Annotated in this window: 27 protein-coding genes and 1 CRISPR repeat array (1 of these 28 cut by a window edge); of the genes, 12 read left to right on the top strand and 15 right to left on the bottom strand. The window is 53.0% G+C overall.

Annotation, left to right across the window (positions count from 1 at the left end; translation table 11 throughout):
* Positions 1–783 precede the first annotated feature (783 nt).
* Both D3261_RS20280 and D3261_RS19595 read left to right on the top strand, forming a co-directional pair.
* On the top strand, positions 784–1,323 hold the full coding sequence (locus D3261_RS20280; RefSeq protein ID WP_199693889.1) for a winged helix-turn-helix domain-containing protein: 540 nt from the start codon (positions 784–786) through the stop codon (positions 1,321–1,323).
* A 979-nt stretch (positions 1,324–2,302) separates the two neighbouring features.
* Entirely contained in the window at positions 2,303–3,202 is a 900-nt protein-coding gene (locus D3261_RS19595) for a hypothetical protein (protein ID WP_147464896.1), read from the top strand.
* A gap of 19 nt (positions 3,203–3,221) precedes the next feature.
* Here the strand turns inward: D3261_RS19595 and D3261_RS02985 are convergent, their stop codons facing one another.
* From D3261_RS02985 to D3261_RS02975, 3 genes are all read right to left on the bottom strand, one after another.
* Positions 3,222–3,887 (bottom strand): DUF3267 domain-containing protein, encoded by a 666-nt coding sequence (locus tag D3261_RS02985; RefSeq protein WP_158589333.1) that lies wholly within the window; start codon positions 3,885–3,887, stop codon positions 3,222–3,224.
* A 298-nt stretch (positions 3,888–4,185) separates the two neighbouring features.
* Positions 4,186–4,839: an N-acetylmuramoyl-L-alanine amidase gene (locus D3261_RS02980; protein WP_120068700.1), complete on the bottom strand. Its 654-nt coding sequence runs from the start codon at positions 4,837–4,839 to the stop codon at positions 4,186–4,188.
* 252 nt (positions 4,840–5,091) lie between these two features.
* Positions 5,092–5,901 carry a glucosaminidase domain-containing protein gene (locus D3261_RS02975; protein ID WP_120068697.1) on the bottom strand — a complete coding sequence of 270 codons (810 nt, stop codon included), beginning with the start codon at positions 5,899–5,901 and terminating at the stop codon, positions 5,092–5,094.
* A gap of 1,086 nt (positions 5,902–6,987) precedes the next feature.
* Here D3261_RS02975 and D3261_RS02965 point away from each other — a divergent pair.
* Together D3261_RS02965 and D3261_RS02960 are read left to right on the top strand one after the other, a co-directional pair.
* Entirely contained in the window at positions 6,988–7,644 is a 657-nt protein-coding gene (locus tag D3261_RS02965; protein ID WP_120068691.1) for a hypothetical protein, read from the top strand.
* Between the two features lie 80 nt (positions 7,645–7,724).
* Positions 7,725–8,582, top strand: a complete 858-nt coding sequence (locus D3261_RS02960; protein WP_120068688.1) for an N-glycosylase/DNA lyase — start codon at positions 7,725–7,727, stop codon at positions 8,580–8,582.
* Positions 8,583–8,889: 307 nt separating this feature from the next.
* Here the strand turns inward: D3261_RS02960 and D3261_RS02955 are convergent, their stop codons facing one another.
* Positions 8,890–10,440: a pentapeptide repeat-containing protein gene (locus D3261_RS02955; protein WP_120068685.1), complete on the bottom strand. Its 1,551-nt coding sequence runs from the start codon at positions 10,438–10,440 to the stop codon at positions 8,890–8,892.
* Between the two features lie 60 nt (positions 10,441–10,500).
* A complete protein-coding gene (locus tag D3261_RS02950; protein ID WP_233553848.1) occupies positions 10,501–10,734 on the bottom strand; it encodes a hypothetical protein in 234 nt (77 codons plus the stop codon).
* A 361-nt stretch (positions 10,735–11,095) separates the two neighbouring features.
* Between D3261_RS02950 and D3261_RS02945 the strand changes: the two genes are divergently transcribed.
* The 3 genes from D3261_RS02945 (at position 11,096) to D3261_RS19590 (ending at position 14,173) form a co-directional block, all read left to right on the top strand.
* Positions 11,096–11,890: a class I SAM-dependent methyltransferase gene (locus D3261_RS02945; protein WP_120068679.1), complete on the top strand. Its 795-nt coding sequence runs from the start codon at positions 11,096–11,098 to the stop codon at positions 11,888–11,890.
* A gap of 288 nt (positions 11,891–12,178) precedes the next feature.
* Complete coding sequence (locus D3261_RS02940; RefSeq protein ID WP_120068795.1) at positions 12,179–12,856, top strand: recombinase family protein; 678 nt, start codon at positions 12,179–12,181, stop codon at positions 12,854–12,856.
* A 183-nt stretch (positions 12,857–13,039) separates the two neighbouring features.
* The gene (locus D3261_RS19590) at positions 13,040–14,173 is read left to right on the top strand and encodes a hypothetical protein (protein WP_147464895.1); all 1,134 of its coding nucleotides are present in this window, start codon (positions 13,040–13,042) and stop codon (positions 14,171–14,173) included.
* A 22-nt stretch (positions 14,174–14,195) separates the two neighbouring features.
* On the opposite strand, the gene D3261_RS19585 is transcribed toward D3261_RS19590, so the two are convergent.
* The 5 genes from D3261_RS19585 to D3261_RS20275 all read right to left on the bottom strand — a co-directional run bounded on the left by D3261_RS19585 (position 14,196) and on the right by D3261_RS20275 (position 17,077).
* A complete protein-coding gene (locus tag D3261_RS19585; RefSeq protein ID WP_147464894.1) occupies positions 14,196–14,666 on the bottom strand; it encodes a hypothetical protein in 471 nt (156 codons plus the stop codon).
* Between the two features lie 559 nt (positions 14,667–15,225).
* Positions 15,226–15,861, bottom strand: a complete 636-nt coding sequence (locus D3261_RS02935) for an HD domain-containing protein (RefSeq protein WP_120068676.1) — start codon at positions 15,859–15,861, stop codon at positions 15,226–15,228.
* Between the two features lie 323 nt (positions 15,862–16,184).
* On the bottom strand, positions 16,185–16,577 hold the full coding sequence (locus D3261_RS02930; RefSeq protein ID WP_147464893.1) for a hypothetical protein: 393 nt from the start codon (positions 16,575–16,577) through the stop codon (positions 16,185–16,187).
* Positions 16,574–16,699 carry a hypothetical protein gene (locus D3261_RS20820; protein WP_255409183.1) on the bottom strand — a complete coding sequence of 42 codons (126 nt, stop codon included), beginning with the start codon at positions 16,697–16,699 and terminating at the stop codon, positions 16,574–16,576. The genes D3261_RS02930 and D3261_RS20820 overlap by 4 nt, the downstream gene beginning before the upstream one ends.
* A 165-nt stretch (positions 16,700–16,864) precedes the next feature.
* Positions 16,865–17,077, bottom strand: coding sequence for a hypothetical protein (locus D3261_RS20275; protein WP_199693896.1), 213 nt, complete (start codon positions 17,075–17,077; stop codon positions 16,865–16,867).
* Positions 17,078–17,211: 134 nt separating this feature from the next.
* On the opposite strand from D3261_RS20275, the gene D3261_RS02925 reads away from it, so the two are divergent.
* Positions 17,212–17,409: a hypothetical protein gene (locus tag D3261_RS02925; RefSeq protein WP_120068670.1), complete on the top strand. Its 198-nt coding sequence runs from the start codon at positions 17,212–17,214 to the stop codon at positions 17,407–17,409.
* A gap of 11 nt (positions 17,410–17,420) precedes the next feature.
* Here D3261_RS02925 and D3261_RS02920 read toward each other — a convergent pair whose 3' ends face one another.
* Positions 17,421–17,696 carry an undecaprenyl phosphate translocase family protein gene (locus D3261_RS02920; protein WP_233553847.1) on the bottom strand — a complete coding sequence of 92 codons (276 nt, stop codon included), beginning with the start codon at positions 17,694–17,696 and terminating at the stop codon, positions 17,421–17,423.
* Positions 17,697–17,846: 150 nt separating this feature from the next.
* Here D3261_RS02920 and D3261_RS02915 point away from each other — a divergent pair, with 150 nt between their 5' ends.
* Positions 17,847–18,290 carry a DUF5518 domain-containing protein gene (locus D3261_RS02915; protein WP_233553846.1) on the top strand — a complete coding sequence of 148 codons (444 nt, stop codon included), beginning with the start codon at positions 17,847–17,849 and terminating at the stop codon, positions 18,288–18,290.
* Positions 18,291–18,318: 28 nt separating this feature from the next.
* Here D3261_RS02915 and D3261_RS02910 read toward each other — a convergent pair whose 3' ends face one another.
* Complete coding sequence (locus D3261_RS02910) at positions 18,319–18,717, bottom strand: hypothetical protein (protein WP_233553845.1); 399 nt, start codon at positions 18,715–18,717, stop codon at positions 18,319–18,321.
* 51 nt (positions 18,718–18,768) lie between these two features.
* The gene (locus D3261_RS02905; protein ID WP_120068662.1) at positions 18,769–18,954 is read right to left on the bottom strand and encodes a hypothetical protein; all 186 of its coding nucleotides are present in this window, start codon (positions 18,952–18,954) and stop codon (positions 18,769–18,771) included.
* 98 nt (positions 18,955–19,052) lie between these two features.
* On the opposite strand from D3261_RS02905, the gene D3261_RS02900 reads away from it, so the two are divergent.
* The 3 genes from D3261_RS02900 to D3261_RS02890 are packed head-to-tail and all read left to right on the top strand — an operon-like array spanning position 19,053 to position 20,920.
* Positions 19,053–20,030, top strand: a complete 978-nt coding sequence (locus D3261_RS02900; RefSeq protein WP_233553844.1) for a hypothetical protein — start codon at positions 19,053–19,055, stop codon at positions 20,028–20,030.
* 46 nt (positions 20,031–20,076) lie between these two features.
* Positions 20,077–20,472: a hypothetical protein gene (locus D3261_RS02895; protein WP_120068659.1), complete on the top strand. Its 396-nt coding sequence runs from the start codon at positions 20,077–20,079 to the stop codon at positions 20,470–20,472.
* A 46-nt stretch (positions 20,473–20,518) separates the two neighbouring features.
* The gene (locus D3261_RS02890; protein WP_120068656.1) at positions 20,519–20,920 is read left to right on the top strand and encodes a hypothetical protein; all 402 of its coding nucleotides are present in this window, start codon (positions 20,519–20,521) and stop codon (positions 20,918–20,920) included.
* A gap of 842 nt (positions 20,921–21,762) precedes the next feature.
* On the opposite strand, the gene D3261_RS02885 is transcribed toward D3261_RS02890, so the two are convergent.
* Together D3261_RS02885 and D3261_RS02880 are read right to left on the bottom strand one after the other, a co-directional pair.
* A complete protein-coding gene (locus tag D3261_RS02885; RefSeq protein ID WP_120068654.1) occupies positions 21,763–22,410 on the bottom strand; it encodes a hypothetical protein in 648 nt (215 codons plus the stop codon).
* On the bottom strand, positions 22,407–22,754 hold the full coding sequence (locus tag D3261_RS02880) for a hypothetical protein (protein WP_120068651.1): 348 nt from the start codon (positions 22,752–22,754) through the stop codon (positions 22,407–22,409). Before D3261_RS02880 ends, D3261_RS02885 begins: the two co-directional genes overlap by 4 nt.
* 937 nt (positions 22,755–23,691) lie before the next feature.
* Positions 23,692–23,838: direct repeats of the CRISPR family, unit length 30 nt; unit sequence GTTACAGACGAACCCTCGTTGGGTTGAAGC (it continues 925 nt past the right edge of the window).

Here is a 23,838-nt window from a genome sequence, read left to right as displayed (position 1 = left end):
AGAGGATTCTCGCTACGAGATGTTGACCCTTTGCCAGTTGGATGGGATCTGTTCATCCGGAGGTAATCCTTCGGGTCCGATGTCAGATGGTCCGATGCGCCTGCTTCGACAGGAGCAGCGATATCCGAGATTCGATTCACCGTTCGGTCGCCGGCCTATTATTTTGACCTCAACACCTTCATTGCACGTCTTACACCAGAACATCGCGACTGGCATATGTGACTGATTGTCGCGCAATAGCGTCAGCAGTGGCTTTGCGTCAGCCTCAGGACTTCGATTTTCCTTTCGGTGACACCCATCGTTTCCGCAGAGTCCGAAGTGTCTTACCAAACACTGAATCGACAGCTCCGTTCTAATGTTAGGTAAGAATCCGTAAACCAGTTGGTAGTCAGTGAGAGCGTCGAAAACCAGTAATTGTGGTCGGTCTACTCCCCGTGTTTCGGAAGGTGGTCCTCAACCAGTACTTGCCGGGCATGATCGAGCGGGTCGGGCCGTCCATCAGTGTAAATCTGGTATTCACACTGGTCACATTGGACCTGGATCTCTCCCACACTCTATTTTGGCACTCCACGTAGATAACGGTTCTTCGGGAGGTACTGTAGTTCAAAGCCCTCGCGAGTGGTAGGAGAAGTGTGGTATCCCTCGGTGTTCTCGAATTGAAGAGTTAGGGAACGATGCGCCTCTTAACACCCCTTAGAGGGATATGCCTCAGGAGGTCGAACCCTGTTCGATTATTTGATCGAAGGCAAATTATTTGCACTATGCGGTGCAAGAGCTAGTACGATGATGAAATCAAGTCCGGGGTCGTGGACAGAGAGTACGAGTGGGCGCGAGCGCGTCCGGCACGTCGCAGAGTTGCTGGATGAGCCAACATCGGTGCAGGAAATTGCGGACTTGGCAGATGTTTCACGCGCGACAGCTGACGATGAGCTTCAGCGACTGCAGAGTGACGACTGGGTCGCTGAAACGACTATCGATGGGACGAAGGCCTACGATCTGAACCCCGTGCGGATGCTTTTCGACGAGGTAACAGACCTGATTGAGGCTCATTCGCGTGACGAACTAGAGAGCCAGCTCACAGAGCTGACGGAAGAACAAGAAGAGCTAGCGACGGAGTACGACGTCGATTCACTTGTTGGGTTTCGAGAGCAGTTTGCTGACGAAGAGTTCTCGGCCGAGGAGCTTCGTGAACGTCGCAATGTGGTCGCGACATGGGAGGCAATCAATACGGAGCTCGGACTCGTGAAGCATGCTCTCCAACTGTATGATGACGTCGTTGAACTCTCTTCACCGCGGACTGACTCGCCGTCGACACTCGCCTAATGGTTATCTTCCTCGCTAACCGGACGAACTTACAGAGCAAGCGGCTCCACGACCGCATCCAAAATCGGCTCAGCGGTGCGTTCGAAAACGTTCGTCGACGACGGGCTGAACCACGCGAGGCTGGCCCGTACCGGGTCATCGCCAACGTGAATCCACGGCGATTTCTTCAAGATGACGAGTACCCGGTGACTGATGCGCGGATCGAAATCGGGTTTCAACTACGGACTAGCGATTCGTACGAGTACTACTGGTTCAATTGGATCGAGCCTGAGCGCGGTTTGCTCGTCGGGTGGCATCAGGACGACACACACGATGACCTCGGGCCAGTTCATCTACAAGTGAACGATGGAGCAACGGCTATCACTCACCAGCGGGCAGCGTTCATCGACTCACATCCGCTTGATGTCGTAGAACAGCGACTCAGCTCGCTTCCAGATGCAGTCTTCGCCGTCGAGTGGGAGCAAGGGCACCCTGTTAGACTCGATACGTCGTGGCGTCCGTAATTGAGTAGTATATACTATCGGCCGTTTTGATTCCCAACTAGAGAATTGCTGTATGGAGTTCTAAACTGTCCAATTAGAGTACGTTGCGTTTCCGGCGAAGTGACCCGTGGAGAGACGGTCACAGATCAACCCTCTGCCCCGGCAGCACCGGCTAAGAGTACGTCGCTCCACTCTCAAAACCCCCGGCTGGCAACGATGCGGTCCCCTGGCTGGCGACCGGGAGTAACTGGTACTGCCCGCTGGCTGGCCGGGTAGATGTCTCCCTGTCCATCCACCAAGCTACGCTGCTACCTGAATCTGGATACTCACTGCGGAGGTCTCCGGCGGTGCGGTGCAGCTTTCGGTCGCGATCAGTTCCCCTGTTTGAATCGCATGCTATACGCGGACAAGACTGTAGAAGTAGAGAGAAGAAGGAAGAGTCATATCTTACTTTGTATGATCACTGAGTAGATTCACTCAACATGTGTATAAAGGAGATGGATCGCCAGAAAATGGGTGGTGTTGTTGGCACAGCAATTGTACTGTTAATCTGGGCTGTACTGGAGGTACGTGGTGTGATCGATATAATTTCAGTTTCTAAGCCCCCCTATACAGCTGGAAATCTATTTTCCGGCCTACAATCTCTTGCGATGGTTGCACTGACCGCTGCGGTCTGCGTCGTATATGCTCAACAGCGAGATTTAGCCAAATACACTCAAAGTTCAATACTGCAGCTAGACAGACATAGCATTCCGTCCCGAGAAGATTATGAAGAGTATCTTGATAGCGATGAATTCGATAATTTCGTACTTTATCACTCTGAGCCAGTTGAATTTGAACTCTCCAACTTTGGACGCGCCCCTGCAAATGACCTGAGAGCGGAGCTATACTATGCCGATGGTAACGGAGTCGAGTACAAGACGCCTATCCCCTTGATGAGTGGCGAATGGAAGAGAGTAGTAGATCGTCTCCACTCTAATTCAATGACCCCGCTTTTTCACAATCCCTATGGTAATGCGATCGCCTCTAATACAACGAACCAGACATTTACCGCACCATTTATGATCAGACCGGAGACTCTCCCAAAAGAATGGAAGGCGACTCCGATCCATCGGTCACCACCACCGATGAGCGTACTTCAATACGCAAAAGAATCGGTTGATCACGATTCAAATTTCACGGTTGGTATCCACGTTTGGCATACAGACGGAGTAGGACCGCAGGACGCCATTTATGCCCAGTACGTAACAGTGCCACAGGACGAGATCATTTCTATGAGCGATCTCAATGATGGTGCGGACATCTCAGATAGGCATGATTTGAAGGAATTGTTCGAAATAGGAACTCCTGCCACAAACGACAAGTTCCCTGATTTGGAGCATTTTTCAAAAAGATAAAAATAGCCAATTGACGGATTCACTCGCTAGTTGCTATAGCATTGTTCGGCACGTTCAGTGGAACCGCAACGAGCATCCGGTAACGAGTATTGTAGACCACCGAGTCTTTCGGCAGGTTCGCGATCCCCCACGCATGATAAAAGTCGAGCGCCGACCCGCCCACGTTCGCCGCGAGCGCGATGTTCGCGACCAGCAGTGCGTGCGGAGCTTCGAGCATACCCGCAGCAAGGAGCACGCCGAACCAGAGCGGCGTACCGATGATCAGCGGTGCAAGGTAGAACGCGATCGTCTCTCGGCGGCCCTGTATCGCGTGCCGTGAGAGGGTTCGGAAGCTCCCGTATCGCCCGGACGTGAATGACACATCCGCGCCGATGAAATGCCCGACCACGCCGTGCAGCCCCTCGTGAACACCCACAAGCGACACTAACACCGCCAAACCCGCGATTAGCGCCGTCGCGGGCGTCACCGCACCGAACGAGATCATATCTAATCCTGGGACCGCCCCGAGCGCGAACGCGAACAGGAAGCCCGAAACCACTGTCGTAGCCGTAAACGCGCCCGCCTTCGCTGCTTTCGGTAGCCATCGACCGCCCGGATCGGTGTATTCGGACCACGCGCCGAACCCTTCCGGCGGATCGGGTGGGTCCTCGATTGCAGAGATGGGTTCGAGGCGCTGGTTCCCCATGCGCTCGCAACGGTATGCAGCCGGGTAAGCCTCAGCGCTACCGTTCGTCGGCGGTTCGCCACCAGAAGATACGCCGTCGTGACACACGGGAATTTGCTCCTCCATCCGCCTCTATCTACGCACTTGTGCGGGGTTGAACAGCAATATCGATGTTTGCTGGGAGGGCTACTGGAGCAGTCTGGAATCACGATGGCGACACTGTCGCTGTGCGCACCGCTGAAGGGAACATTACCACGGCCAAATCCTACTAAGACCGCCTAACGAACACGCTATATTCTAAGAGAAGATCGAGTACCCCTCAGAGGAGGCTCATAAAGTAGTCCCAATCCCAGCCTTGGCCGGGGTCGGTGTGGTGACTTGCACCGCCCCCCAGAGACGGGTTGTTTGGATCGGGCACTTGCTCGTGGCCGATGATCCCCCCGTTATCGGTAGATGGATCCGCTGGTGCGACACCACTTGGGTGAACTTTTGGAATTCCGTACTCTTCGCAAACCCAACTAACAATATCGGCAGAGTTCTGATAGAGGCTATTGGGGTGGCTCTCCGTAGCGTACCCGCTATGTTCGAAGTTCATCCCTGCAGTGTTATAGTCGTAGTTACCGGCCGTGTAGGCGATATCACTGTCACTGACCATCTGGGTGATCTGCCCTCTCTCGTTGCCGACGACGTAGTGGGCACTGGCGTTCGAGCCTGGGTCGTTGAATACGTTGATTCCTGCCTGATATGGTCCTTCGATGGTGTGAATAATCACCCAGCGAATATCCTGAGCAGTTCGGCTTGCACTTGCATAGTTGCCCGATGCGGCTTGATCATACTGTACCGATGGTTTACCGGTGCCATTATCGTCACCGGCAACTTGCAGGTACCGTTCGACCGACCAGCCCCAGATATCAGCTTCGAGCCAGTGGATGCCCCACCACGTGTAGCCGTCTTCAGTTACAGGGCCGTTCATCACTTCTCCAACCGTTCCAGGCGACATCGTCTGCAGAACGCGTGATTCCGTTCCGGGTCGATGTCGTGTGTTGAGACTGGTCGTCGACTCGACTCGGTCGCCATCAGTGAACGCGCTGACTCGCTGACTTCCCAGTACTGGAATCGTCAATCCCGCGGCGGCGACACCGAGCGTTTTGGTGAACGTTCGTCGAGTATGTTGTCGTGTCATCAGTGGATTGTAGTTTGTATAGTGGATTGCCGAGCTGACAACTCAGGCGGTTACGAGATACCGTTCGACCGACCAGCCCCAAACATCGTCCGACCAGTGAACACCCCACCATGTGTAACCGTCCTCTGAGACGGGACCATTCATGATTTCGCCGGTCGTTCCAGTCGGCTGCGTGTCTAGTATGCGTGATTCGGTGCCTGGACGGTAGCGGGTGTTCAAATCGACAGTTGATTTGACTCGCTGACCATCACTGAATCCGCCGCTGCCGCCGTCTCCACCGCCACCTCCGCCGCTCCCATCGGGGAGTTCGGCGTCGAGACTGTTCATGATACTAGCTATCTTTTCGGCCCATCTATCATCGGTAGCGTAGTGGACGTTCATCGCGCGTAGCGACGTTCCTTCATACCAGTCGCCGCCTGGCGTGAGATACTCCGTATCGACGTACGCCATCACCTCACGAGTGCATTGAGCAAACGATGAATAGCCGCTTGCACATTCGGCGGGGCAAATGTCGCGCGCATTGAACCCGTAGATATTGTTTTTCTCCTGAGCGATATTGCTCCGCCCCCATGCCGACTCGAGTGCAGCATGAGCCGCCATGTATACCGCGTTGATTCGGCGTTCGTTTTGCACTGCGGCCCAAGTGTCGCCGAGTCCCACGAGTGGGCTGCCCGGCGAAACCGAATCAACTGCTGTGTCAAGCTGGTTCCCAGTGACCTCAGCCGTCTTTCTCAGACTACTGTCGATGGAATACGAGCGTGCCGCGGCCACGCCTGTTATCGAGAGCCCACCGATCACAGTTGCCCCGACTGTACCCGCATCTTGTAGGAACTTTCGTCGTGAGCGGTTCATAGCTCAGCTATTGTTTTTTGTACTGTTTGTATTCAATTTTTTGCCTAGATATTTATGTGAACTATTGTGATCAGTGTACACTAAATTATGGTGAGTAACTAACCAGAGTGTATACGCTTTGAGGACTCATTCGGAACAGTACAGATGTACAGCGTTCTCTAACAGGCGCAAATAACTCTCGCTAGCTAACATTTCGCTCAGTGCAAATCATACAATATGATTCAATACATGTTTTCATACATTTTCACATATATGTTAGATAGAGCGTCTCATCATCCGCACAGCAACCGATTCGCTTCAATTACTTCTTACAGATTCGATAGTCGATTCCGTAGATAGCGGACTTACATATAGAGAAAATAGAATGTATGAGCGATCAACACCGCGGCAAAGGAGAGCGATCTGGTGAGAAAGTCACCGATCGAGACGTGCTCGAGGTGCTTGATCTCGCCGGCGAACCAGTACTCACAGCAAACGAAGTCGCCGTGGAGCTGCCGCTCACTTAGTCGACGATTGGTTCTCGGCTGAATCAAATGCACGAGAAGGGTCTTGTCGCTGGCAGGGAGACGGAGTTGTTTTCGTCGATACTCCACTGTTTCCAGAGTTTCGAGGTATCTTACCAAACGCAGAGTCGAAATTCCCCTCATGATGTTAGGTAAGAAATTGTGATCGTGAGTAGGAGTGTTTGAGAGTCAGCAAGTACGTGGTCGGTTCGATTCGTTTGAGCTGTCCGGTCGTGCTGTCGGACCACCGGGGGGTCTTGCATCAACAATAGTATCACTCAGCGTAAGATTTACTCTGGAGTATCTGACCGTCTTCTCGGTTGTTCATATATGGATCATCGAGCGATCCTTCGATTTGTGAGTATTCTCTCACGCCAATGTCGATTCACATATGGAAAAATATGTGTATTCATATATGAAATATTGAGCAGCTTGTGCCAGACAGTCTTACCGAACGTTGAGTCCAAACCTCCGTTCCAATGTTAGGTAAGAGTCACGAGCGATAGAAGAATAACTAGACCTGTAGCGAGCAGGAAGACGTACCCCGAGTAGTTTTGTTAGACGACTCATATTCACAGTCAGAATGCAATTCGCCCATGAAACAGAAGAGAAGGTCAGGAACAACGCCTTTGCGCTGAAACTAGGTTTGGTGATTGTCAGTGCTCTTTTCGTTATCGGTGGGTCATCAGCGTTCACCGCCCAACCAGTACTGGGAGGTATATCGATTTTCATAGGCATCTTACTGGATCTTGGAGTGCTAGGCGTCTACAAACTGGAAATTGGAGCTATCCAGAGTGAGATAGAGACAACGCGGATAGAGGTGAACCAGGCCAGACAAGGAGTGAATAGCGCTCAAGAGGAGATATCCAACACCAGAGACGAGGTGAACGCTACTGAAAGACAGATCTATGCCGCAAAAGAGGAAATTGCTGACGCTCAAGAAGAGATAGAGGACGTGAAGGACTCACTCTATGAGAAATTCGGGAGATATAGAGGCCGAGATAGCCTAGAAAGTAGAACGAATGAATTAGAAGACCGGATAGAGGATTTGGAAGATCTAGAAGAGTACGTCGAGGATTTGCAGGACGACCTGTACTCACGAAGCAGTGGTTATGGCGGTAGTGATAGTTTGGAGGAACGAGTTGACGAAGCTGAAAGCACTATAGAGGATCTGAAAAGTGAGCTGACGGATTGGGAGAAAGAGCTTGGGGGTAAGGGTCGGCGATTCAAGCGTCTGTGATACAAAAAGATCGAGCAGATAAACTGGCGGCTAATTTATACTATCAAAGTATTTGTTGCTAGCTAAGGACATCTAGAATTATGCGAAAGGAACGCGTAGAAGTGGTGTCGGATGCGATTGCAGACATTGGTTACGAAGGAATCGTTGCCTTCGACCAGTTCGAACCTGAGTACAGTACTATCGAGAGGCTCTATCAGGAGTTCGAGGATTTCGACCTAGTTCAACTATTAGTAATCTGTGCGACGACGCAGGACTTCCAGCTCAATGGCGATGCACAAGCGTTCTGGCGGACACTCACTGAAGTCTCACTCGAGCACGGTGTCTTGGAATCATTCGCCGATGTGGAAGCGATACTGTGGGAATTCATGAAAACGCCGGTGAATGCCAGGTTGAAGGATATGAAAAGCGCCCGGCTGGAGAAGCTGCTCAGTTCTGGGTTCCCAGACTGGTTTTTGACGAATCACCGTAATGCGGAACCGTTCGAGGTCTGGGAGCAACTCGCGGCTGGTATCGAGAACGAGAAGCGAAAGAAGACAGTGGTTCTCTCGATGAAGATCTACGATATAGCCCATCTTATCGAAACCGGCGAGTATCTGGAGTTTCCCTATGATATCCCGATCCCTTGTGATCTCCAAGTCGAGCGAGTCTCAGAGACTTCGGGAATTGTAGATGCTACCGAGGCGAATGAGGTCATGGCTGCCTGGGCGGCAGTGATGGAGCGAGTCAGTGAGAAAATCGGCCATCATATCTCGTTGCTGCGCATTGACTCCATCATTTGGCAAGCTGGACAGGTAATCGGCAATACAGGTGAGAGTCCCACGACGAGCCACCAAGCCCTCGATGCTCATTTCCAGGAGGTTGGGATTGAGGTGCCTAAACGTACCACTCTCACCAATGAGCTGACTGCGGCTTTGGAACCCCAGCCAACCAAGTCATGAAGGGTGCAAGCAGTCGTCTTCAACAGGTGGCCGGGGCCTTCGCCGACTCTGCATGGAGTTACTCGTTTTCGGCTTCGAGGGCTTCCACACGGTGGAGCAACTAAGTTATCTGGTCGTCCGATTCGGCTTGGGCCGGTCCGGTAGTGTCAATACCGGTGGCCCTGTCTGTGGTCATAGAGGCAAACTGGTTCCTCGGTTTCGGGGATGCTCACAACATCCCCGGCCCGCGCGGTTGTTTTAGCTACTGCTATCCGCGCAACGCTGTCACTTGAATCTATTGGAGTTACAGGTCAGGGATATTTTGGTCTCACCATGTGGTCCTCCGACCGATGACGAAGAGAAGTGCAGCTATTAACAAGCTTCCAACGAGTGCTTCCGATCCGGCTAGAATTCTGGTGAAAATACTATTTGGCTGAATATCACCGTAACCTAGTGTTGTAAAAGTTGATACGCTGAAATATATAGCGTTGATGATATCATATGATATACCCGGGAAGTTGATCGTGTGGCCTAGGACAACTTGTCTGCTCGATATTGGTGACGCTTCACTCACGCTCATATAGTTATATAGCACAGAATAAAGTGCGATTATGACTGCCGATGTCGCCAATATCCGTTTCCAGCTTTCAGCGTACAGCCACACCCATCTTGACAGCAGACTCACTCTTCCTACAATAGGAGACTCAGATATCTTCGATTTGACTCTGATATCTTTCTCGTATATTCGAAACCGTCTAGATATTTCTGGAAGCGAATTTTCTCGGAATATGTTCTGGTAGTTCCGGTATACACGGGCTGACTTGTCGTATTCTGGATTATCCTTCTCGTCATAGCCAGAAGGGTAGAATGTTGATTCGCTGTTGACCCATACCTTATTCATATAGCATTGATACGTATATGCGCCAGACAAATCGGTTATTCGTAAGTTTGCATCCTCTATTACTGTATTCTCCAGTTCGCATTCCTGAAGATTCCCTCCCTCCATATTGGCGTTAGATAGGTCGGCCCCGTTTAGATTAGATTCTCTCATGTTCAGACCGGACAAGTCCTGTCCAGACAGATCTGCCGATTCGAAATCTACGCCTTCCAGTGTAGCGCCTCCGAAACCACATGTTGTCAAATCGTCTTCCCCAAAGGTCGCGTCAGTTAGATCAGCCCCTCCGAAATGCGTACCAGCCATCGTGGCTCCTGTGAAGACCCCATCGTTCAACCCAACCCCGCCGAAGTCCACATCGGTGAGATCGGCCCCTGAAAAGTCACACTCAATAAAACTACTACCTCTCAAATCCCGATCATATAGGTTAGAACCAGAAAAATTCACATTGTGAAAATCTATATCTGGTATATTCACTCTAGACAGGTCTATCGCACTAAAAGTAGACTTTTCCATATTTCTACCATGTATATTTACGTTACTCATTTCAGATTCCGCGAATGAAAATCTGTACAGGTTAGCTTGATCGAAATTTACGTTTTTTATCTCTGAGAACACAGCATTACCATAGCTTAGTTCTGCGCCGCTAAAATTTGAATCTTGTATTTTTGACCCTGCAAAAGCGACATTCTCCATCTCTGCGTGTCGGAAGTCGCAGGATCTGATATCAGCTTCTAACAAATCTGCTTCAGAGAAGTCAATACTATCCTCAAAGTGAATACTGTATAGTTTCGCTCCTACAAGTTTTCTTCCAGACCTATCAAACTCCTTCTGCAGCTCGGATATTGGCTTGTTTGGACTATTTGCATGCCAGATACATTTTCCACTCTCCCATGCATCTCTATTACATTGGTATCCGGTATAGTTGGGGCGTACCGGATTCGCTACTTCAGTGGCGGGTAATCTATAATTGCATTTGCTCATACGCTTTGCTGTTCGCACGTAGTGGTATATTGTCCCTGTTGATGAATCAGCATATTCCCTCTATGCATCGGTTTCGTTGTCTTTGCATGAGCGTGCCCGCTGGCTCCGATTCACGTTGAGATCGGTTTCTATTCGATAGCTCAGATCCACTGAGGTGGTAGAGAGAACTTCAGCAAGTTCCTCAGTCATGTCTGGATGATGGAGAGCTTGATTAAGACTCTCCAGCATTTGCAACGTGAATTCGGTTGAGAAGTCGAAGGCCCCTGATTTAGTTCCTTCACCCGTGGCTTGCATTATCTGGCGTAGCTGATCAACCCGATATTCATGTTTCCCGTCAGTCTTAATTCGCATTTATGTGGAACCGTGAAGTCCTTGCACATCACCTCTCTTAGAAACGGTGGTTCAAACGACTAACTGCTGGTTCTTTATTACCGTACTCGAGTTTTGATTAGGGCCGTACATCAAAACGGATTGAGCCGGCTTTCATTGCACATCGCAGAGCTAATCAGATGTGCAACGAGCGAGGAGTTATTTCCTTGACGCGCAACCCCGTGTTTTGAGACAGAGAATTAAGTGGATTGACTCGGTTTTGCTACTCAGTACCTTTAGCCACACTCGTCCTTGACTTTATTACACGCTGGTCAGTAAATCGCTCATGGAGAAAGCGGCTCTTCTCTCTGAGCAATATGCGGATGAAGCGAACCTTTCGACACGTGGCGAATTCAACGCTCGTTTTCTCGTCGACGATCATCATCCTCACGACTGGGTTTATTCCGAACTGCCGCTTGCACCGGATGCGACGGTTCTGGATGTTGGTTGTGGCCCTGGTGGGTTTTGGACAGTTAATAGCGAGCATATTAGTGAGTCTTGGAAAGCCGTCCTCAGTGACTTCTCTTCTGGGATGGTTTCAGAAGCCGAGAACCAGCTTCAGGAGAATTCCATCGGGGGAGATTTTACGATTGCCGACACGGAGCATCTTCCATTCGCTCAGGAGACATTCAACATGGTCCTTGCACTTCAGATGCTATATCATTCACCATACCTAGCTGTAGCGATTCAGGAGTGTGAACGCGTGCTAGCGGCGGATGGTTGTCTCTATGCGACAACAGGGAGTTCGCAGAACGTGGCACAGCTCTATAAAATGATGTCCACCGTTGCGGATGGTTCGGTTTCCTCCTTAGTCGGCGGCTTCACAGCTGAAAACGGTCGTGAACAACTCGGGAAGCACTTTGACCACGTAGAACGTCGTCTTTTTGAAAACGAAGTCAGAGTTGATGATCCCGATGCGCTCACTGCCTATGCACTTTCACTCCCTCTTGAGGACTCCAGGCTTTCTGCGTTCGATGCAGAGGACGCTGAGGCACTACGGGAGTTAGCAGCCGCACATATTCGTGAACACGGCGCAGTTCGATGGACGAAAGATATGACACTCTTCATCGCCAAGTCGTAGCGACCATTGCGCCCCTGTCGGCAGTCCAGTGTCTACCTACAGGGTCGCACGAATTTCATTGTCTCCAGAACTAATGTTTGGAGAGACCTCACGAGTTGTCCTATGCATTGAGAGCGCTAGTCTCAACTTCCGTAGGAATCTATCCGCGCCGCGCAGTAGCGCATTCGACCAGAGTGAAAAGATAAACGACATTGCCTAACATGGTCAGAAACGACTGTTTGTGACCAGACTGGTCAAAAGTGGGGGCGTTTTAAGTTCGTAGCGGGGGTGGTTGAAAGTGGGCCAGATATAACCGAAAAAACGGCGCTCTACTGTCGGGTTAGCACTGAGGATCAATCACTCGCCCGCCAGCGCCAGCGCACGAGCGAGTACGCCACCGACCGTCTTGGGATCGAGCCCGCCGCTATTGAGGTTTATACCGACAAGCAGACCGGCACTGACACCGACCGCGACGGCTATCGTGAGCTCATAGAAGCCGTCGAAGCTGGCGACGTCGAGCGCGTGGTCGCGTCCGAGGTCTCGCGTATCTCGCGATCGGTTCGGGACTTCGCGGCGACCGTCGAAAGGATTGTCGACGAAAACGAGGTTGGTCTTCACATCCTCGATATGGGGATTGACCTTGACCCCGACAAGCGCGATCCCTACACTCGCGCGTTCTTAACCGTCGTTGCGACCTTCGCCGAACTTGAAGCTGAAATCAAACGAGACAACACCCGTGAGGGGATTGCGGCGAGTCGGTCACAGGGTAAATGGCATGGACGTCCACCATTCGGCTTCGATGTCGGCTCTGAGGGGTTCTTAGTGCCGAACAACGACTATGAGACGGCTATCGTCGTCCTTGACGAACTCGATAAGGGTGCGAGCAAACGCGAGCTCGGGCGACGAACGGGTATCGGTAGATCAGCGGTTCGGCATATCGCCAACAATCGAGAGCGGTATGTTGGTGATCCATTTAATTCATTGTGAAATGCTATTAATAGCTCTTCAGGCGCGGACTACTGACTATTGGTTTTGGAAATTAAAACAGTCTGAAAAATTTCTAGATCTAGTCCCATTATTGTTAGCTCATAATAGGATATTCCAACACATGAGAGAGCAGTCGACTTTGTTCATACATAACTTTAATTACGTTCTCCATCACGCAAGAATATGGGGCAGAGGCAAAACAATCGAAGCCGGCGAGCGTTCCTCAAAGTAGCTGGGGTCAGTGTAGGGTATGGGACCCTTGGAACAACAGTTGCACAATCAAACGATACTACAGTAACAATCCCGATTACTGAAAATCAATATGGGGAACATGAATACACGGAAGAAGTTCCTCGGGAATGGTTAGAGCAAGTTGAATCCGCGAAGAAAGTTGCCAGTGAAATTGAGGTCGGTGAGAACGGTGTTATTGGGGCAGAGGTGGTGAATTCGGACAGGCAAATCGGCGGAAAGCGTGCCGTTCAGGTTCGTCAAGCTGTTGATCCCGAAATATACACAGGAAGCTTCACAATTCAAGAAGAAGCTGATGTGGACATAGAGACAGTTCCAGCTGAAGAACCCGAATTACTAGGCTGCTACAATAGTGGGAGATATAGTACAATCCAAGGAGGTATGCTAGAATCGGACACAAAAGTGAACGGCGGCCGTATTAGCCGATCAATCGGATCAACCGGGGCTCGTGTTCATTCATCCAGTGGTACATACATGTTGAGTGTGGCTCATGTATGGAGCGCATGCGCGGGTGGAGCTCTCGGAAGTAAAGCGTACCAGCCTCTTCCTTCCGTTGAAGAGACAGACAATCTCTCACGGTTCGAATTTGGAGAGCTGGCTGTAGTTGATGTTCAATTTGACTTCACATTGATTAGTCCAACTACTTCTAGGAATATCGGGGGGAATATCAGAGGTGCCGGCCCAGTTGCAGGATGGATCACCGAAGCTGGCCTCGGTAGTCTTATGACAGATAATGAAACGGTGCAAAAAGAGGGTGCCACAACCGGGAGAACCTCTGGGAAGATCGTCTCGGCTTACACGAAAAGTGATGGTAAAGGCTGCATTACATTTGGGAATGCCAAAGGAGTTACCACTTCTGTTCGTGGGGCGCAAGGTGATTCAGGCAGTGTAGTATTCTGGAAGGGAGACAACGGTAAGCTGTATGTCGTCCATCTTGTTAGTCTTGGGGACCGCGAACGCCAACCTATTTCCAACTGCTTCGGTGGTAACGCTAAGTCAAACCATTTCAACAGATCTGCTGGAACTTCTGGATACCAGATCCACCGCATGGGGTACGATTTCGGGTAATAACCGACTTCGGGCACTTGAGTTAACTATCTGTACTGTTGCAGTCACAAGGAGCGTCTGTATTAGAGTTGGTGAGGTTTGTCACATCAGTTGCCGGTCCCATAACTTGATAATCAGGTGCAGACCTGACCTCTATAGGGATTTCAGAGATCTGATCTGGGATCTGCTGATCAAGTTCGTCTTTTCTATTGGGCGAAACGCCGATCACCACTTTCCATTTCTCCGATGTGTTTCCAGACGAGTCTGCTTGATTTAATGACATATATTTAATGCCACTTTTCTCGCCGTACTTGTTATCAATCCGACGTAGTACTTCTTTTGCGTGTTCTCTTTGATCCATGGTAGCTATATTGGTTGTCTGGGAAGGGTTCCCTGTTTTTTGTCCGTTCTCTGCACTTCCTCCCGCTGTTGTTCCACTATTTAGACATCCTGGGGCGGATAAGACACCAACTGTCAAAAAATATTTTAAAGCCTGACGTCGACTGACAGCCATGGCTTGTATGGCGTCTGGATCGTAATGAAAATTCCGGCACTTGGTGCAATGCTCGTTTGAGTTGAGATATCTGAATTGGAAAACGAATATTGCCGATTCTTCACGGAGGATGAGACTAGTACTCTCAATGCATAGAATCACTTGTGAGGTTTCTCCGAACACTGGTTCTACAGATTCTCAAATTCGAGCTGTCCTGTCGGTAAACACTCTACCCCTATGGAGCGGTGCAGCAGCGAATTCGCGTGTATAGTGGAATACTAGCACTACGACTATAATAATCTCTGCTGAACTCACACTCATATCGGCTCAAAAAGAAGCGATGCACCACTCGTACTCGCCGCCAGTATGGATCCGCATCGCTCATTTTGGACGGGGGCCAAAAAGCGTACTTAAGTGGATAACTCGCTCGGAGCGCATATAAAGAACGCTGACAGTCGGTCGACCACAGCCCCGATTAGTGTGGGTTGCCGGCGTCGAGCGAGAAATCTTGCACACGGTTTCGGCGATCCAGTGTGCAAAATGAGGATCGGCGTTCCCGGTTCGCGCAAACGTGCGGGTCTTACAGTTCCCCCGCAGCTTCTAGCTTGAACCGTTCGACGAATTCTTTGACTACTGACTCTCGACTCTCAGCGATACGCCGACCAGGTTCTGTATACATCCGCCCCGGAAGAGAGAAAATTTTCTTATGGAAATGGTTTAGCTGTGTCTGACCACTCGACGTTTCGTCGGTCTCAATCGGTATCTCGGGATTGTAGAGGGCTTGACCAAGTTCCCCACCAAATGAAAAACAGCGGGCAATTCCGACTGCACCAAGCGCATCGAGGTTATCAGCGTCGCAGAGCAGTTCTGCCTCTACCGTTTGCGGCTCAACATCGTTTGAATAACGGTGTGATCGAATACAGTGGTGAACCTGTTCGATTTTCGTTGAGTTAAGACCGACCTCACAGAGAATACTATCTGCTTCCTTAGCGCCCCAAACAGCGTGGTCATCGATCTTCCCTTGGTCTTCCCGCATACGCCCGATATCGTGCAGCAATGTTGCCAACCGAAGAACCTGTTCATTGGCGTCATTCCGTTCGGTTAGCAGCGTTTCAGCAAGTTGTTCAACTCGCTGAACATGATGCCAATCATGAGAGGGGCTGGCTCCTTCAAAATAATCTTGAGCACGAGCACGGACAGTTTCTGTTGTCTCCATACCTCAGTGCCTCGACGAGATCTCATGAATACCTGCCATGCTCATTGAAAGTAGATCCTGTGATTAGAGGAGCACCCTACAGAATCACCCTGTAGGTAATCAAGTGTCTATCTACAGGGTCGTACGAATTTCACCATCTACAGAAACTCCACAACAGCCTCAACACGCGCGTTTCTCGCACGCGATTCGAGAAGGATGGCGACCGCTCTACCGTGCTCGCTGCGCCATCGCGCGAGCTCGTCGGTCGTGCTCACCGGGACGCTCGCTTCGCTCACTCTCTCGATGGTCGCCCAGCTGCGCTGCTGCGACGATATCGCGCGTGCTCACTCCGCGCGGTTCTCACCTACTGGCTCCGGCGTGAAACGCCGTCGCCACCGCAACCGCCAAAGAATCCCGGCCCTCCGGGCCGGCCAAAGCCCGACCGCGTACCCACCCTCCGCGCCCGCCCACCTCCACGGTCCTGCTCGCGCCCACAGGGCGCTGTGCGGGCCAACAACAGGACCCGCGATATCGTACTCGTCGGGGTTTTTGGTATAGGCTTCGTAGATTCCAATAATAACCATCCCAGCCGCAGCGACCGTCGCAATCTGTTGTGCGAGGGCGCTGGTTCCAGCCCTGATCGCAGGCAGGTTGTTGAACAGGATCACGGTTCCGTAGACGATAATCGAGCCACTGTAGAGATACAGTGCCGGGATACCGGCAATACGGTCACTCACGCCGACCACCACTGTCGGAGCCGCCCGACAGCGGCGTCGGCGACGAGCTCGAAGACGAAATACAACGGCACGCCAACCAGCACGAGTGTCCACTGGATGCCGCCATCTGAGATCGCCGTCATAGCGAACAGGACCACCCCGAGGAATAGGGCATTGAGCACTCGTCATTGCAACGATTTCCCTACGAGTTCCATATCCAGCGGTTGTTCGCACTGGAGTATATATTCCGTGGATGACATGAGGAGGAGAGCAGGAACACGCTCCCACCACCGGAGAACTTGTCCCCCTCATTCCCCCGTCGGCATTTCTTCGAGCGCCGATGCGATCCGCTCGATAGCGAGGACGAGTCGGAAGAAAAAGTACACTATCCAGACGAAGACGACCACCCATACGCCGAGTAGTAGCTGGCCGGCGATCAGGAACGAGTACAGCAGAACGACGACGCTCAGAAACGTCAAGGCAGGTTGGATGACTGGTCTCCTCTGAGGGCGGTTCGCCATATACTATTCTCCTGAATAGGATAGTCTTGTAATTATCGGCCGCTGTCATACTATCGCACGGCATCTAACCCTTCAGAACGAATGCCTCGATAGGCTTCGAGAGCTATATCCGGTGAGCGGGAGAGGCCAAACCCATGCAGAGTGAGGCAGTACGCGACCTCAAGTGGATGGTTCTCGGTGCGGCGTTCATGACCACCGGTAGTGCGTTCTACGTCGCCTCATCGCCCGTCTCGGCACTGATCCGCACGCTCGCCTTCCCCTTACTCATCGTCGGACTGGTCGCGCTCGTCGCCGGCTTCGTCGGCGAGGCCCCGAGCGGGTGGCTTCGATAATCAGGGAGTGGCTACAGTCGATCGAAGTCGATATCGATCGCGTACCAGTCGAGGACAAGTACCAATAGACCACCAACGAGCGCCAGTCCGACGAACACACCGATCGTTTCGGGTATCCACGCTACTGTCTCGTTCCCGGAGAGTTCCGCGATCGGTGCGCGGAGTGCCCCGATTACCAGTGCAACGAGGAACGCCAGCGTTGCTTCCCGATAGCTATCGAGCAATCGGGGAATCACACGAGCAACGGTGAACAGCCCAACGAGCCCCCCGACGAGGAAAACGTCCACCTCACGGCCAAGAGCCAACACGGCCTCGAAATCACCGCCAGTGAGCAGGCCACACGCTTCTCCGTAGGGAGACCATTTCTTTGTCCGATCAGAACCCACGCGAAATCGAGATACAGTTTTGTTCTCGGGTGACGTATAAGAGAGATAGCAATGTCCGACCTGAGTCTCCGCCGCCGATTCGATAGTTCGTGGAAATACGGCCTCATCGGCGGGCTCGTCTCGATCCCGCTCACGATCATGTCCTCGACGTGGGCTGGCTCGACGCTCGATCAGCCGGGTACTGGAGTCCTGCTCGGAGCGATGCTCGCGGGTTATCTCGCGGCGAACGCTTCGAGACGGGCCGCCAATGCTGGGATTCTCGCTGGCCTCGTCGGTGGGGTCCCGGCAGCCTTGTGGGCTGTCGGGTGGCTGGTCGGGCTTCCCGAAGGACCGATCGTGGTATGGTCGAACCCGCTCTCGGAGATACTATTTCTCCTGTTGGTGACGGCTACGCTGATCGCGTTCTCGGTGGGCGTTGGAGCGGTCGGCGGCCTCCTCGGCGGGTGGCTCTCGAAGAAGATCAACTCGCGTCCCGAACGTGGGGTTGGAAGCTGACGTCGCACCACCTACTGACACGAAACTCTTACTCCGCGGAATCGTTCCGCGAGCGGGCGAACTCGACGGTTCGTTCCTCGGTCACAGTCTCACCCTCAGTGCTCTCGCCGTCCTCAGTCCCACTTTCACCCCTATGCTCGCTTTCACCCTCACGGTCGCCGAGCGGGTCGGGAACGTCGGCAGTGTGAGGCTGGTCGAAGACATCCCGAAAGCGCTCGACGAGATACGAGAGCACCCCCATCGCCAGAATGTAGAACAGATATCCGGGCTCGTCGCCACGCACGGACCCCCGAAGATTCTCGATCACGTTGATACCGATCGTATCGAGGAGGATCACCAGCGCCCCAATGCAGAGAACGGCGATCAGTACCGACTCGAGATCCGGGAGGCTGTCCCGAAGACGCGCGGTGAGCGAGTCTCGATCCATACGCTCACTGTTCATGGCACACCTTAAACAGCTTTTGCCGACTCGGAGACGCTACGCGAGCGCCCGTGAGTCCCTCCGAATCATCCCAACACCGTACCAACAGAAGACGAATCCAAGCACGCCGACCATGACGGCCTCGGCAAGCGAGCCGGCAAACAGAATCCACGCGAGGAGCGCCAGTCCCCATACGATCATGTAGACCCCCTCACTGCGGGCACTGTATGACCAATTGACCATACCTCGACATTGGGTGAGCGTCGGGATAAGTCATTCCTCCGAACACGATCGGCCGGGATTTATCCCCGGAGCCGGGCCATTCTCTCACGAATACTTCCATGAACGGACTCCGCTCTCGACGACTGAAACGTATCGCCGGCGTGCTCGCGCTGGCCGCGATGCTCACGCTCGCTGGCTGTAACGGTATCTTCGGTGGCGACCAGCAGAACAACACTACGAGCAACGCGACCGTGACGCCCCTCGACGTGCCTACGGACCAGCCCACAGCGAGTCCGGCCCCACAACTCGCGCCGGGCCTCACGAGCGCGGGTATCACTAACGGCGCAGCGCTCATGCGAGCCCAGAGTGCGTTTCTGGAGAGCCACTCGACCGTGACGCGCACGAACACGAGCGTCGTCGCCCCGAACGGCACCATCCTCTACTCGATCAACCAGACCATCCGGGAGAGCCAGTCGAGTGAGGCAGTCGCGCTCTCGGCGAACTTTACCGGCTCAGTCGCCGGGGATCGGAACGTTACCCAACTTGAGGGGTGGACGACCGACGAAGGGTCGTACATTCGCCGAACCTACAAAAATGGGACCACCAGCTACTCCCAGCTTCCGAGCGGTGAGCTCACAGCTGACGGCGGCGTGCTCGGGCCGACCGGGCTCTCGGACTATCTCTCGGCCGCCGAACAGGGCAACGTCTCGGTCGTTACCCAAGAAGCGAACGGCTCGCCGCAGTATCTCGTCTCGGGGGAGCTCTTTGCGTCGGACCTCAACACGACCTACCGGCTCACGATCGACGAGCAGGGTGTGACGCGCGACCTGCTCGCCATCCGCCCGAATCCCGGCGAGATGGGCCAAGAGATACGCGCCCACGCCACGCTTGAGAGCACCGGCAACGAGTCGCTCGAACCGCCGGCGTGGCTCTCCGAAGCCAAACAGCAGACCCAGCCACAGACCTCGACGATGGCGACCACTCCCTCCGAAACCACACACCTCGGAACGAGTGAGTCCTCGATGGGTGCAGCGACCGAGACCAGCGAGAACGGCAACACGACGATCAACGGACTCGTCGACACCACGGCGACGTAGGCATAGCCACCGGGTTACATGAGGCCGCGGCTTCTATCAGGTGCCAATGGTTCGCCGACGGATCAAAGCCGTTCTTGAGTTTGGATTCAGTGTGGTCGCCCTCTGTGCCGTGCTATTTCTACGGAAGGCTACAGCCAACCTTCCCGAGGATGAGCGTATCGAGCCGAATCAACCGCTCTCGCCGATCGCTCTAATATTCGGTGCAGGAACGTCCGCACTCAGCGTTCTGCTCTCCGATTACGACGTATGTGGGATTCGGACGAGTCGACGGCGACGGTTGCTTTTTGGCCTCCTCTGGAGCGGGAAGGATGGGGTGCTTGCTCGATTCGCGTCGAATCCGGATGCATTCAGGGAGAGTCTCAGTATTGGTGGAGCGGTCGGGCTCGTCGCCTACCGATTGTGGTACGGGATTCTTCACCCACTCCCCGGCCCCGACGAGTAGTCTGGATGAAAGCTTATCGCGGTAGTGATTCTAGCCTTACCTTGATATGGAAGCATCGTACAGCCGGGATCGACGCGGAAGAGATTCGTGGCTCGGTCTGAGTGGGAGAGGTATTGGGCTTCTTGCAGGGGTTTCGGGTCTTGGTGGAGCAGCTTACCTGCTAATGACCTCTGTTGTCCCGTACGTGTTTTCTCCTACAGGAACGCTTAGTAGTGAGAATGCGCCCGTATTCCTTGTCTGGTCGATAGCTCTCGTTGCCCTCTCGATCGGAGCAGGATATAGTGCATGGCACGAGATGATATGGGTAGTTTGGGGGCTGGCCGGTGTGACGTCCGCAATTACAGTATTCGCTCTTTTCAGCTTTGGAGGCGTGGTTGCCCCAATGGCCGGCCTTCTACTGGTTGCAGCAATTCTGCTGAGCATTGAGCGGATGTTTCAATCGACGTGAGAAGCGCCGTTAGCGGCCTTCTCACTCAACGCCGATTGAGTAGCAGGGCATAGTTCCCTCACAGAGCTTTCGCCGGTGTCCGAGCCATTCATAATCCAGCCCCAAAGAGCGAGCCAATTCCGACCGTAGCCATACCAATTCCCAAGAATACGAGTAAGACGAGGTTCCCACAGGCTCCATGACCGGCTCCCATCACAGTCTCTCACGACACTCATGGGTAACGCACGAACACCGCGAAAGCAACGAGCGACTCAATAACCAGCAATCGATCCTGGGTGTACAGAGGCGGTGGCTACGTTATCGGTTAAGAGGTCTTGCTCACGACCTTAGTCCAGTGGGCCATGTCTCGACAAGCTCCTTACAAGGGAGCTGCTCTGGCCAGGCTGAGCTACTTCGGCCCGCTCTCTGTAGTCGAACCGGCGCTGTACCAGCAAAAGACCGTGGATTACTCCGTATAATCCTTGATACGACTTAGTTCTCCTCAGAGAGCTCTCGGTGCCCGCTGATTGTTCGTTGACGTGAGAAGCCTGCTGGCGCTCGCGAAGAATCTTACCTAACATTGGAACGAGAGTCCTGATTCAATGTTTGGTAAGACGCTTTGGAAGCCACTAGTGAGTGGTTTCGAGAAAAGAATCGATAATTCAGAGGAGAGAGTTACTTACACTCGTTGTTAGAGGGGGATTCTCCTGCCTTGTCTCTTCTCACTAGCAGCACCGACGCAGCACTCGACGCACTACACAGTAACGGTAGGTTGCTTGCGGTGCGGTGGGGGCGTGGAACGAGTGGGTCGTGTTAGACCGTCGTTAGTTTGGGGTGGTTCGACTCGTTGTTTGGAGGGTAACTTACGCCCCCTCTGCTGACGACGGCTGTAAGAGCATCCAGCCGTGTCTGGAGTGTTTGGTGAAGACGATCTTGCCGTTGGTGAGATGTTCGACCTTCTTGCACGCCCGGTAGACCTGGTTCCAGGCGAGGCCGTCCTCGTCGAGTTCGGTTTCGATGAGTGGCTTCAGCCCGTCGCGAATGTTCCGGCCCTTGGGACCTTTCTTCGACCACTGCGTCCAGTTACGCATGATCGCTGCAGCCCGATCCACTGAGGAGGTGATCTGAATGCCGATGGGATTACTACTGTCTTCGTCGGCTATCTGTTCTAAGGGAGTGCGCACGGTCTCGGGTTCGTTCCCCGTTGATTCGCTGGTGGAGGTGTTGTCTTTGACCTTCTTCGTGAGGCCTTCGATGATCTTCCCGAGGGGTTGGCCGGCGATCCAGACGTCATCGAGAGTCGCCTCTTCCGGCTCAACACCGCGAACTTCGATGAGCTTGCTCACTTCCTCCCTGACGATATCCCTGACTTCCTTTTCCATGAACCAGGGCTCGTCCTCGTTCTTGTCCGGGACTGAGACACTCGTGTCACAGTCCGCGTCCCTTCGCTGTTCTCCACTATCTGCTTGCTCGGTGGCTGTTGTGTCCTGGTGTTGGGTGCTGTCGGTCATCGCGCATCGCCCTCCTTTGGGCCGCATTCGTCGATGATATCGATTCCAGTGAGTGTGCGCTCGTGGGATTGGTGAGCGACATCCGATATGGTCGCGAGGCGGGCTTCAGCGAGCCACTCGTAACATCCCAAAGCGGGGTGCTCGATTTCGCGGTGGTTGCACTCGCTGCAATAGAGTCGTGCGACCGAAACCACCTGGTCTTCGACGGGCCGATAGGCGTAGACAGTCACTTCGTCACCTTCGAGGAGTTCTTTCGTGCAATACTGGCAGAGCGGGGTGCCATGGATGTCAACGCTCCAGCCGGTGATGCACTGTTTGGCTGCCGTAGCGGAATCGACGCTCATTCGCGTGCACTCTGCATCGCACACTTCGGCGAGCAGGACACATCGTTAGTGAGGAGCGACTCGGTCCGACCATCGCCCTGGTCAGTGGGCAGGTCGCAGTGATCGCATCGTTCGATTGACTGTACGCCAGAACGTTCGGCAGTTTCAAGGCTGCCGGAATCGTTGAATTGCATGGGTCTCTAGCAGCATTTGTGGACCCTGTCCGGGTGTTCCAAGCACCCGGTCGTTCCGCAACGACCGCGAGCGGTCAGTGTCCACAGCAGCTATATGGACCCACCAGTATTAGTAGTATGCTTGAGCGCATATCTTTGCTTGAACGCAAATATTTACATTAGTGCAAAGTGTATGCTCAAGTGCAATGCGAGCGAAGGCTCGGTCAATGGGACGGTATCGCGGTCTTCTCACTGACACAGACCGGAAGTACATCACTCGTGACGGTGACGTATCCGATTCACAGTACTACCAAGCGATCTCGCGCGTTCGGAATCGAATCCAGGAAGAGACACCCAGCGATATAGAAGTACTTGAAGAGCACCACCCTGAGCTACTTGCCGAACTCCGAGAGGTTGTTTGTGAAGATACCGATGAGTGAGTCTCTCTTTCTGTGAACTATGCCAAACTAGGAATAGTTCCGGAGAGGACCAACAACTTGTAGCAGCCTTGGGAGCTATACGCACCGCAGATCCAGTAACCGTAGAACGAAATCAAATAGCTTGTCCACTCAATGGTGACAGAGTGACCAGAAGGGGTACCTTTTCAACACCACTCAGATGCCATGCTTACGATATGCAACTGGCACGTTAGTTTTGGCTGCGCCTTTCGATACTCGGTTCAATGAAATCGTCGACCCCCCAGGTGAGACGAGATATTGGAGGTTGACCGAAGAATTATATTCTGAACGGCTGATACGGCCTGCATGCCCGCCAAATTGGGCATGGTTACAGACGAACCCTCGTTGGGTTGAAGCGTCTAGGCTCCGCGACTGCGCTCGGGCTTCGGCGTGGTTACAGACGAACCCTCGTTGGGTTGAAGCATCCGGACGAACTCGCCACAATACTCACACCGGAGTTACAGACGAACCCTC

Source organism: Halococcus sp. IIIV-5B, from assembly GCF_003602035.1.
GTDB classification, from domain to species: domain Archaea; phylum Halobacteriota; class Halobacteria; order Halobacteriales; family Halococcaceae; genus Halococcus; species Halococcus salsus.
This window is presented reverse-complemented; position numbering and strand designations above follow the sequence as displayed.

Coding starts and splice junctions, on each gene's coding strand:
- D3261_RS02890 (WP_120068656.1), top strand. CDS start 20,519: ATGGAAGCATCGTACAGCCGGGATCGACGCGGAAGAGATTCGTGGCTC.
- D3261_RS02895 (WP_120068659.1), top strand. CDS start 20,077: ATGGTTCGCCGACGGATCAAAGCCGTTCTTGAGTTTGGATTCAGTGTG.
- D3261_RS02965 (WP_120068691.1), top strand. CDS start 6,988: ATGCAATTCGCCCATGAAACAGAAGAGAAGGTCAGGAACAACGCCTTT.
- D3261_RS20280 (WP_199693889.1), top strand. CDS start 784: ATGATGAAATCAAGTCCGGGGTCGTGGACAGAGAGTACGAGTGGGCGC.
- D3261_RS02945 (WP_120068679.1), top strand. CDS start 11,096: ATGGAGAAAGCGGCTCTTCTCTCTGAGCAATATGCGGATGAAGCGAAC.
- D3261_RS02935 (WP_120068676.1), bottom strand. CDS start 15,861: ATGGAGACAACAGAAACTGTCCGTGCTCGTGCTCAAGATTATTTTGAA.
- D3261_RS02905 (WP_120068662.1), bottom strand. CDS start 18,954: ATGGTCAATTGGTCATACAGTGCCCGCAGTGAGGGGGTCTACATGATC.
- D3261_RS02960 (WP_120068688.1), top strand. CDS start 7,725: ATGCGAAAGGAACGCGTAGAAGTGGTGTCGGATGCGATTGCAGACATT.
- D3261_RS20820 (WP_255409183.1), bottom strand. CDS start 16,699: ATGACGGCGATCTCAGATGGCGGCATCCAGTGGACACTCGTGCTGGTT.
- D3261_RS02900 (WP_233553844.1), top strand. CDS start 19,053: ATGAACGGACTCCGCTCTCGACGACTGAAACGTATCGCCGGCGTGCTC.
- D3261_RS20275 (WP_199693896.1), bottom strand. CDS start 17,077: ATGGCGAACCGCCCTCAGAGGAGACCAGTCATCCAACCTGCCTTGACG.
- D3261_RS02985 (WP_158589333.1), bottom strand. CDS start 3,887: ATGGGGAACCAGCGCCTCGAACCCATCTCTGCAATCGAGGACCCACCC.
- D3261_RS19585 (WP_147464894.1), bottom strand. CDS start 14,666: ATGGCTGTCAGTCGACGTCAGGCTTTAAAATATTTTTTGACAGTTGGT.
- D3261_RS02915 (WP_233553846.1), top strand. CDS start 17,847: ATGTCCGACCTGAGTCTCCGCCGCCGATTCGATAGTTCGTGGAAATAC.
- D3261_RS02885 (WP_120068654.1), bottom strand. CDS start 22,410: ATGACCGACAGCACCCAACACCAGGACACAACAGCCACCGAGCAAGCA.
- D3261_RS19595 (WP_147464896.1), top strand. CDS start 2,303: ATGGATCGCCAGAAAATGGGTGGTGTTGTTGGCACAGCAATTGTACTG.
- D3261_RS02980 (WP_120068700.1), bottom strand. CDS start 4,839: ATGAACGGCCCTGTAACTGAAGACGGCTACACGTGGTGGGGCATCCAC.
- D3261_RS02955 (WP_120068685.1), bottom strand. CDS start 10,440: ATGAGCAAATGCAATTATAGATTACCCGCCACTGAAGTAGCGAATCCG.
- D3261_RS02925 (WP_120068670.1), top strand. CDS start 17,212: ATGCAGAGTGAGGCAGTACGCGACCTCAAGTGGATGGTTCTCGGTGCG.
- D3261_RS19590 (WP_147464895.1), top strand. CDS start 13,040: ATGGGGCAGAGGCAAAACAATCGAAGCCGGCGAGCGTTCCTCAAAGTA.
- D3261_RS02880 (WP_120068651.1), bottom strand. CDS start 22,754: ATGAGCGTCGATTCCGCTACGGCAGCCAAACAGTGCATCACCGGCTGG.
- D3261_RS02950 (WP_233553848.1), bottom strand. CDS start 10,734: ATGCAAGCCACGGGTGAAGGAACTAAATCAGGGGCCTTCGACTTCTCA.
- D3261_RS02975 (WP_120068697.1), bottom strand. CDS start 5,901: ATGAACCGCTCACGACGAAAGTTCCTACAAGATGCGGGTACAGTCGGG.
- D3261_RS02910 (WP_233553845.1), bottom strand. CDS start 18,717: ATGGATCGAGACTCGCTCACCGCGCGTCTTCGGGACAGCCTCCCGGAT.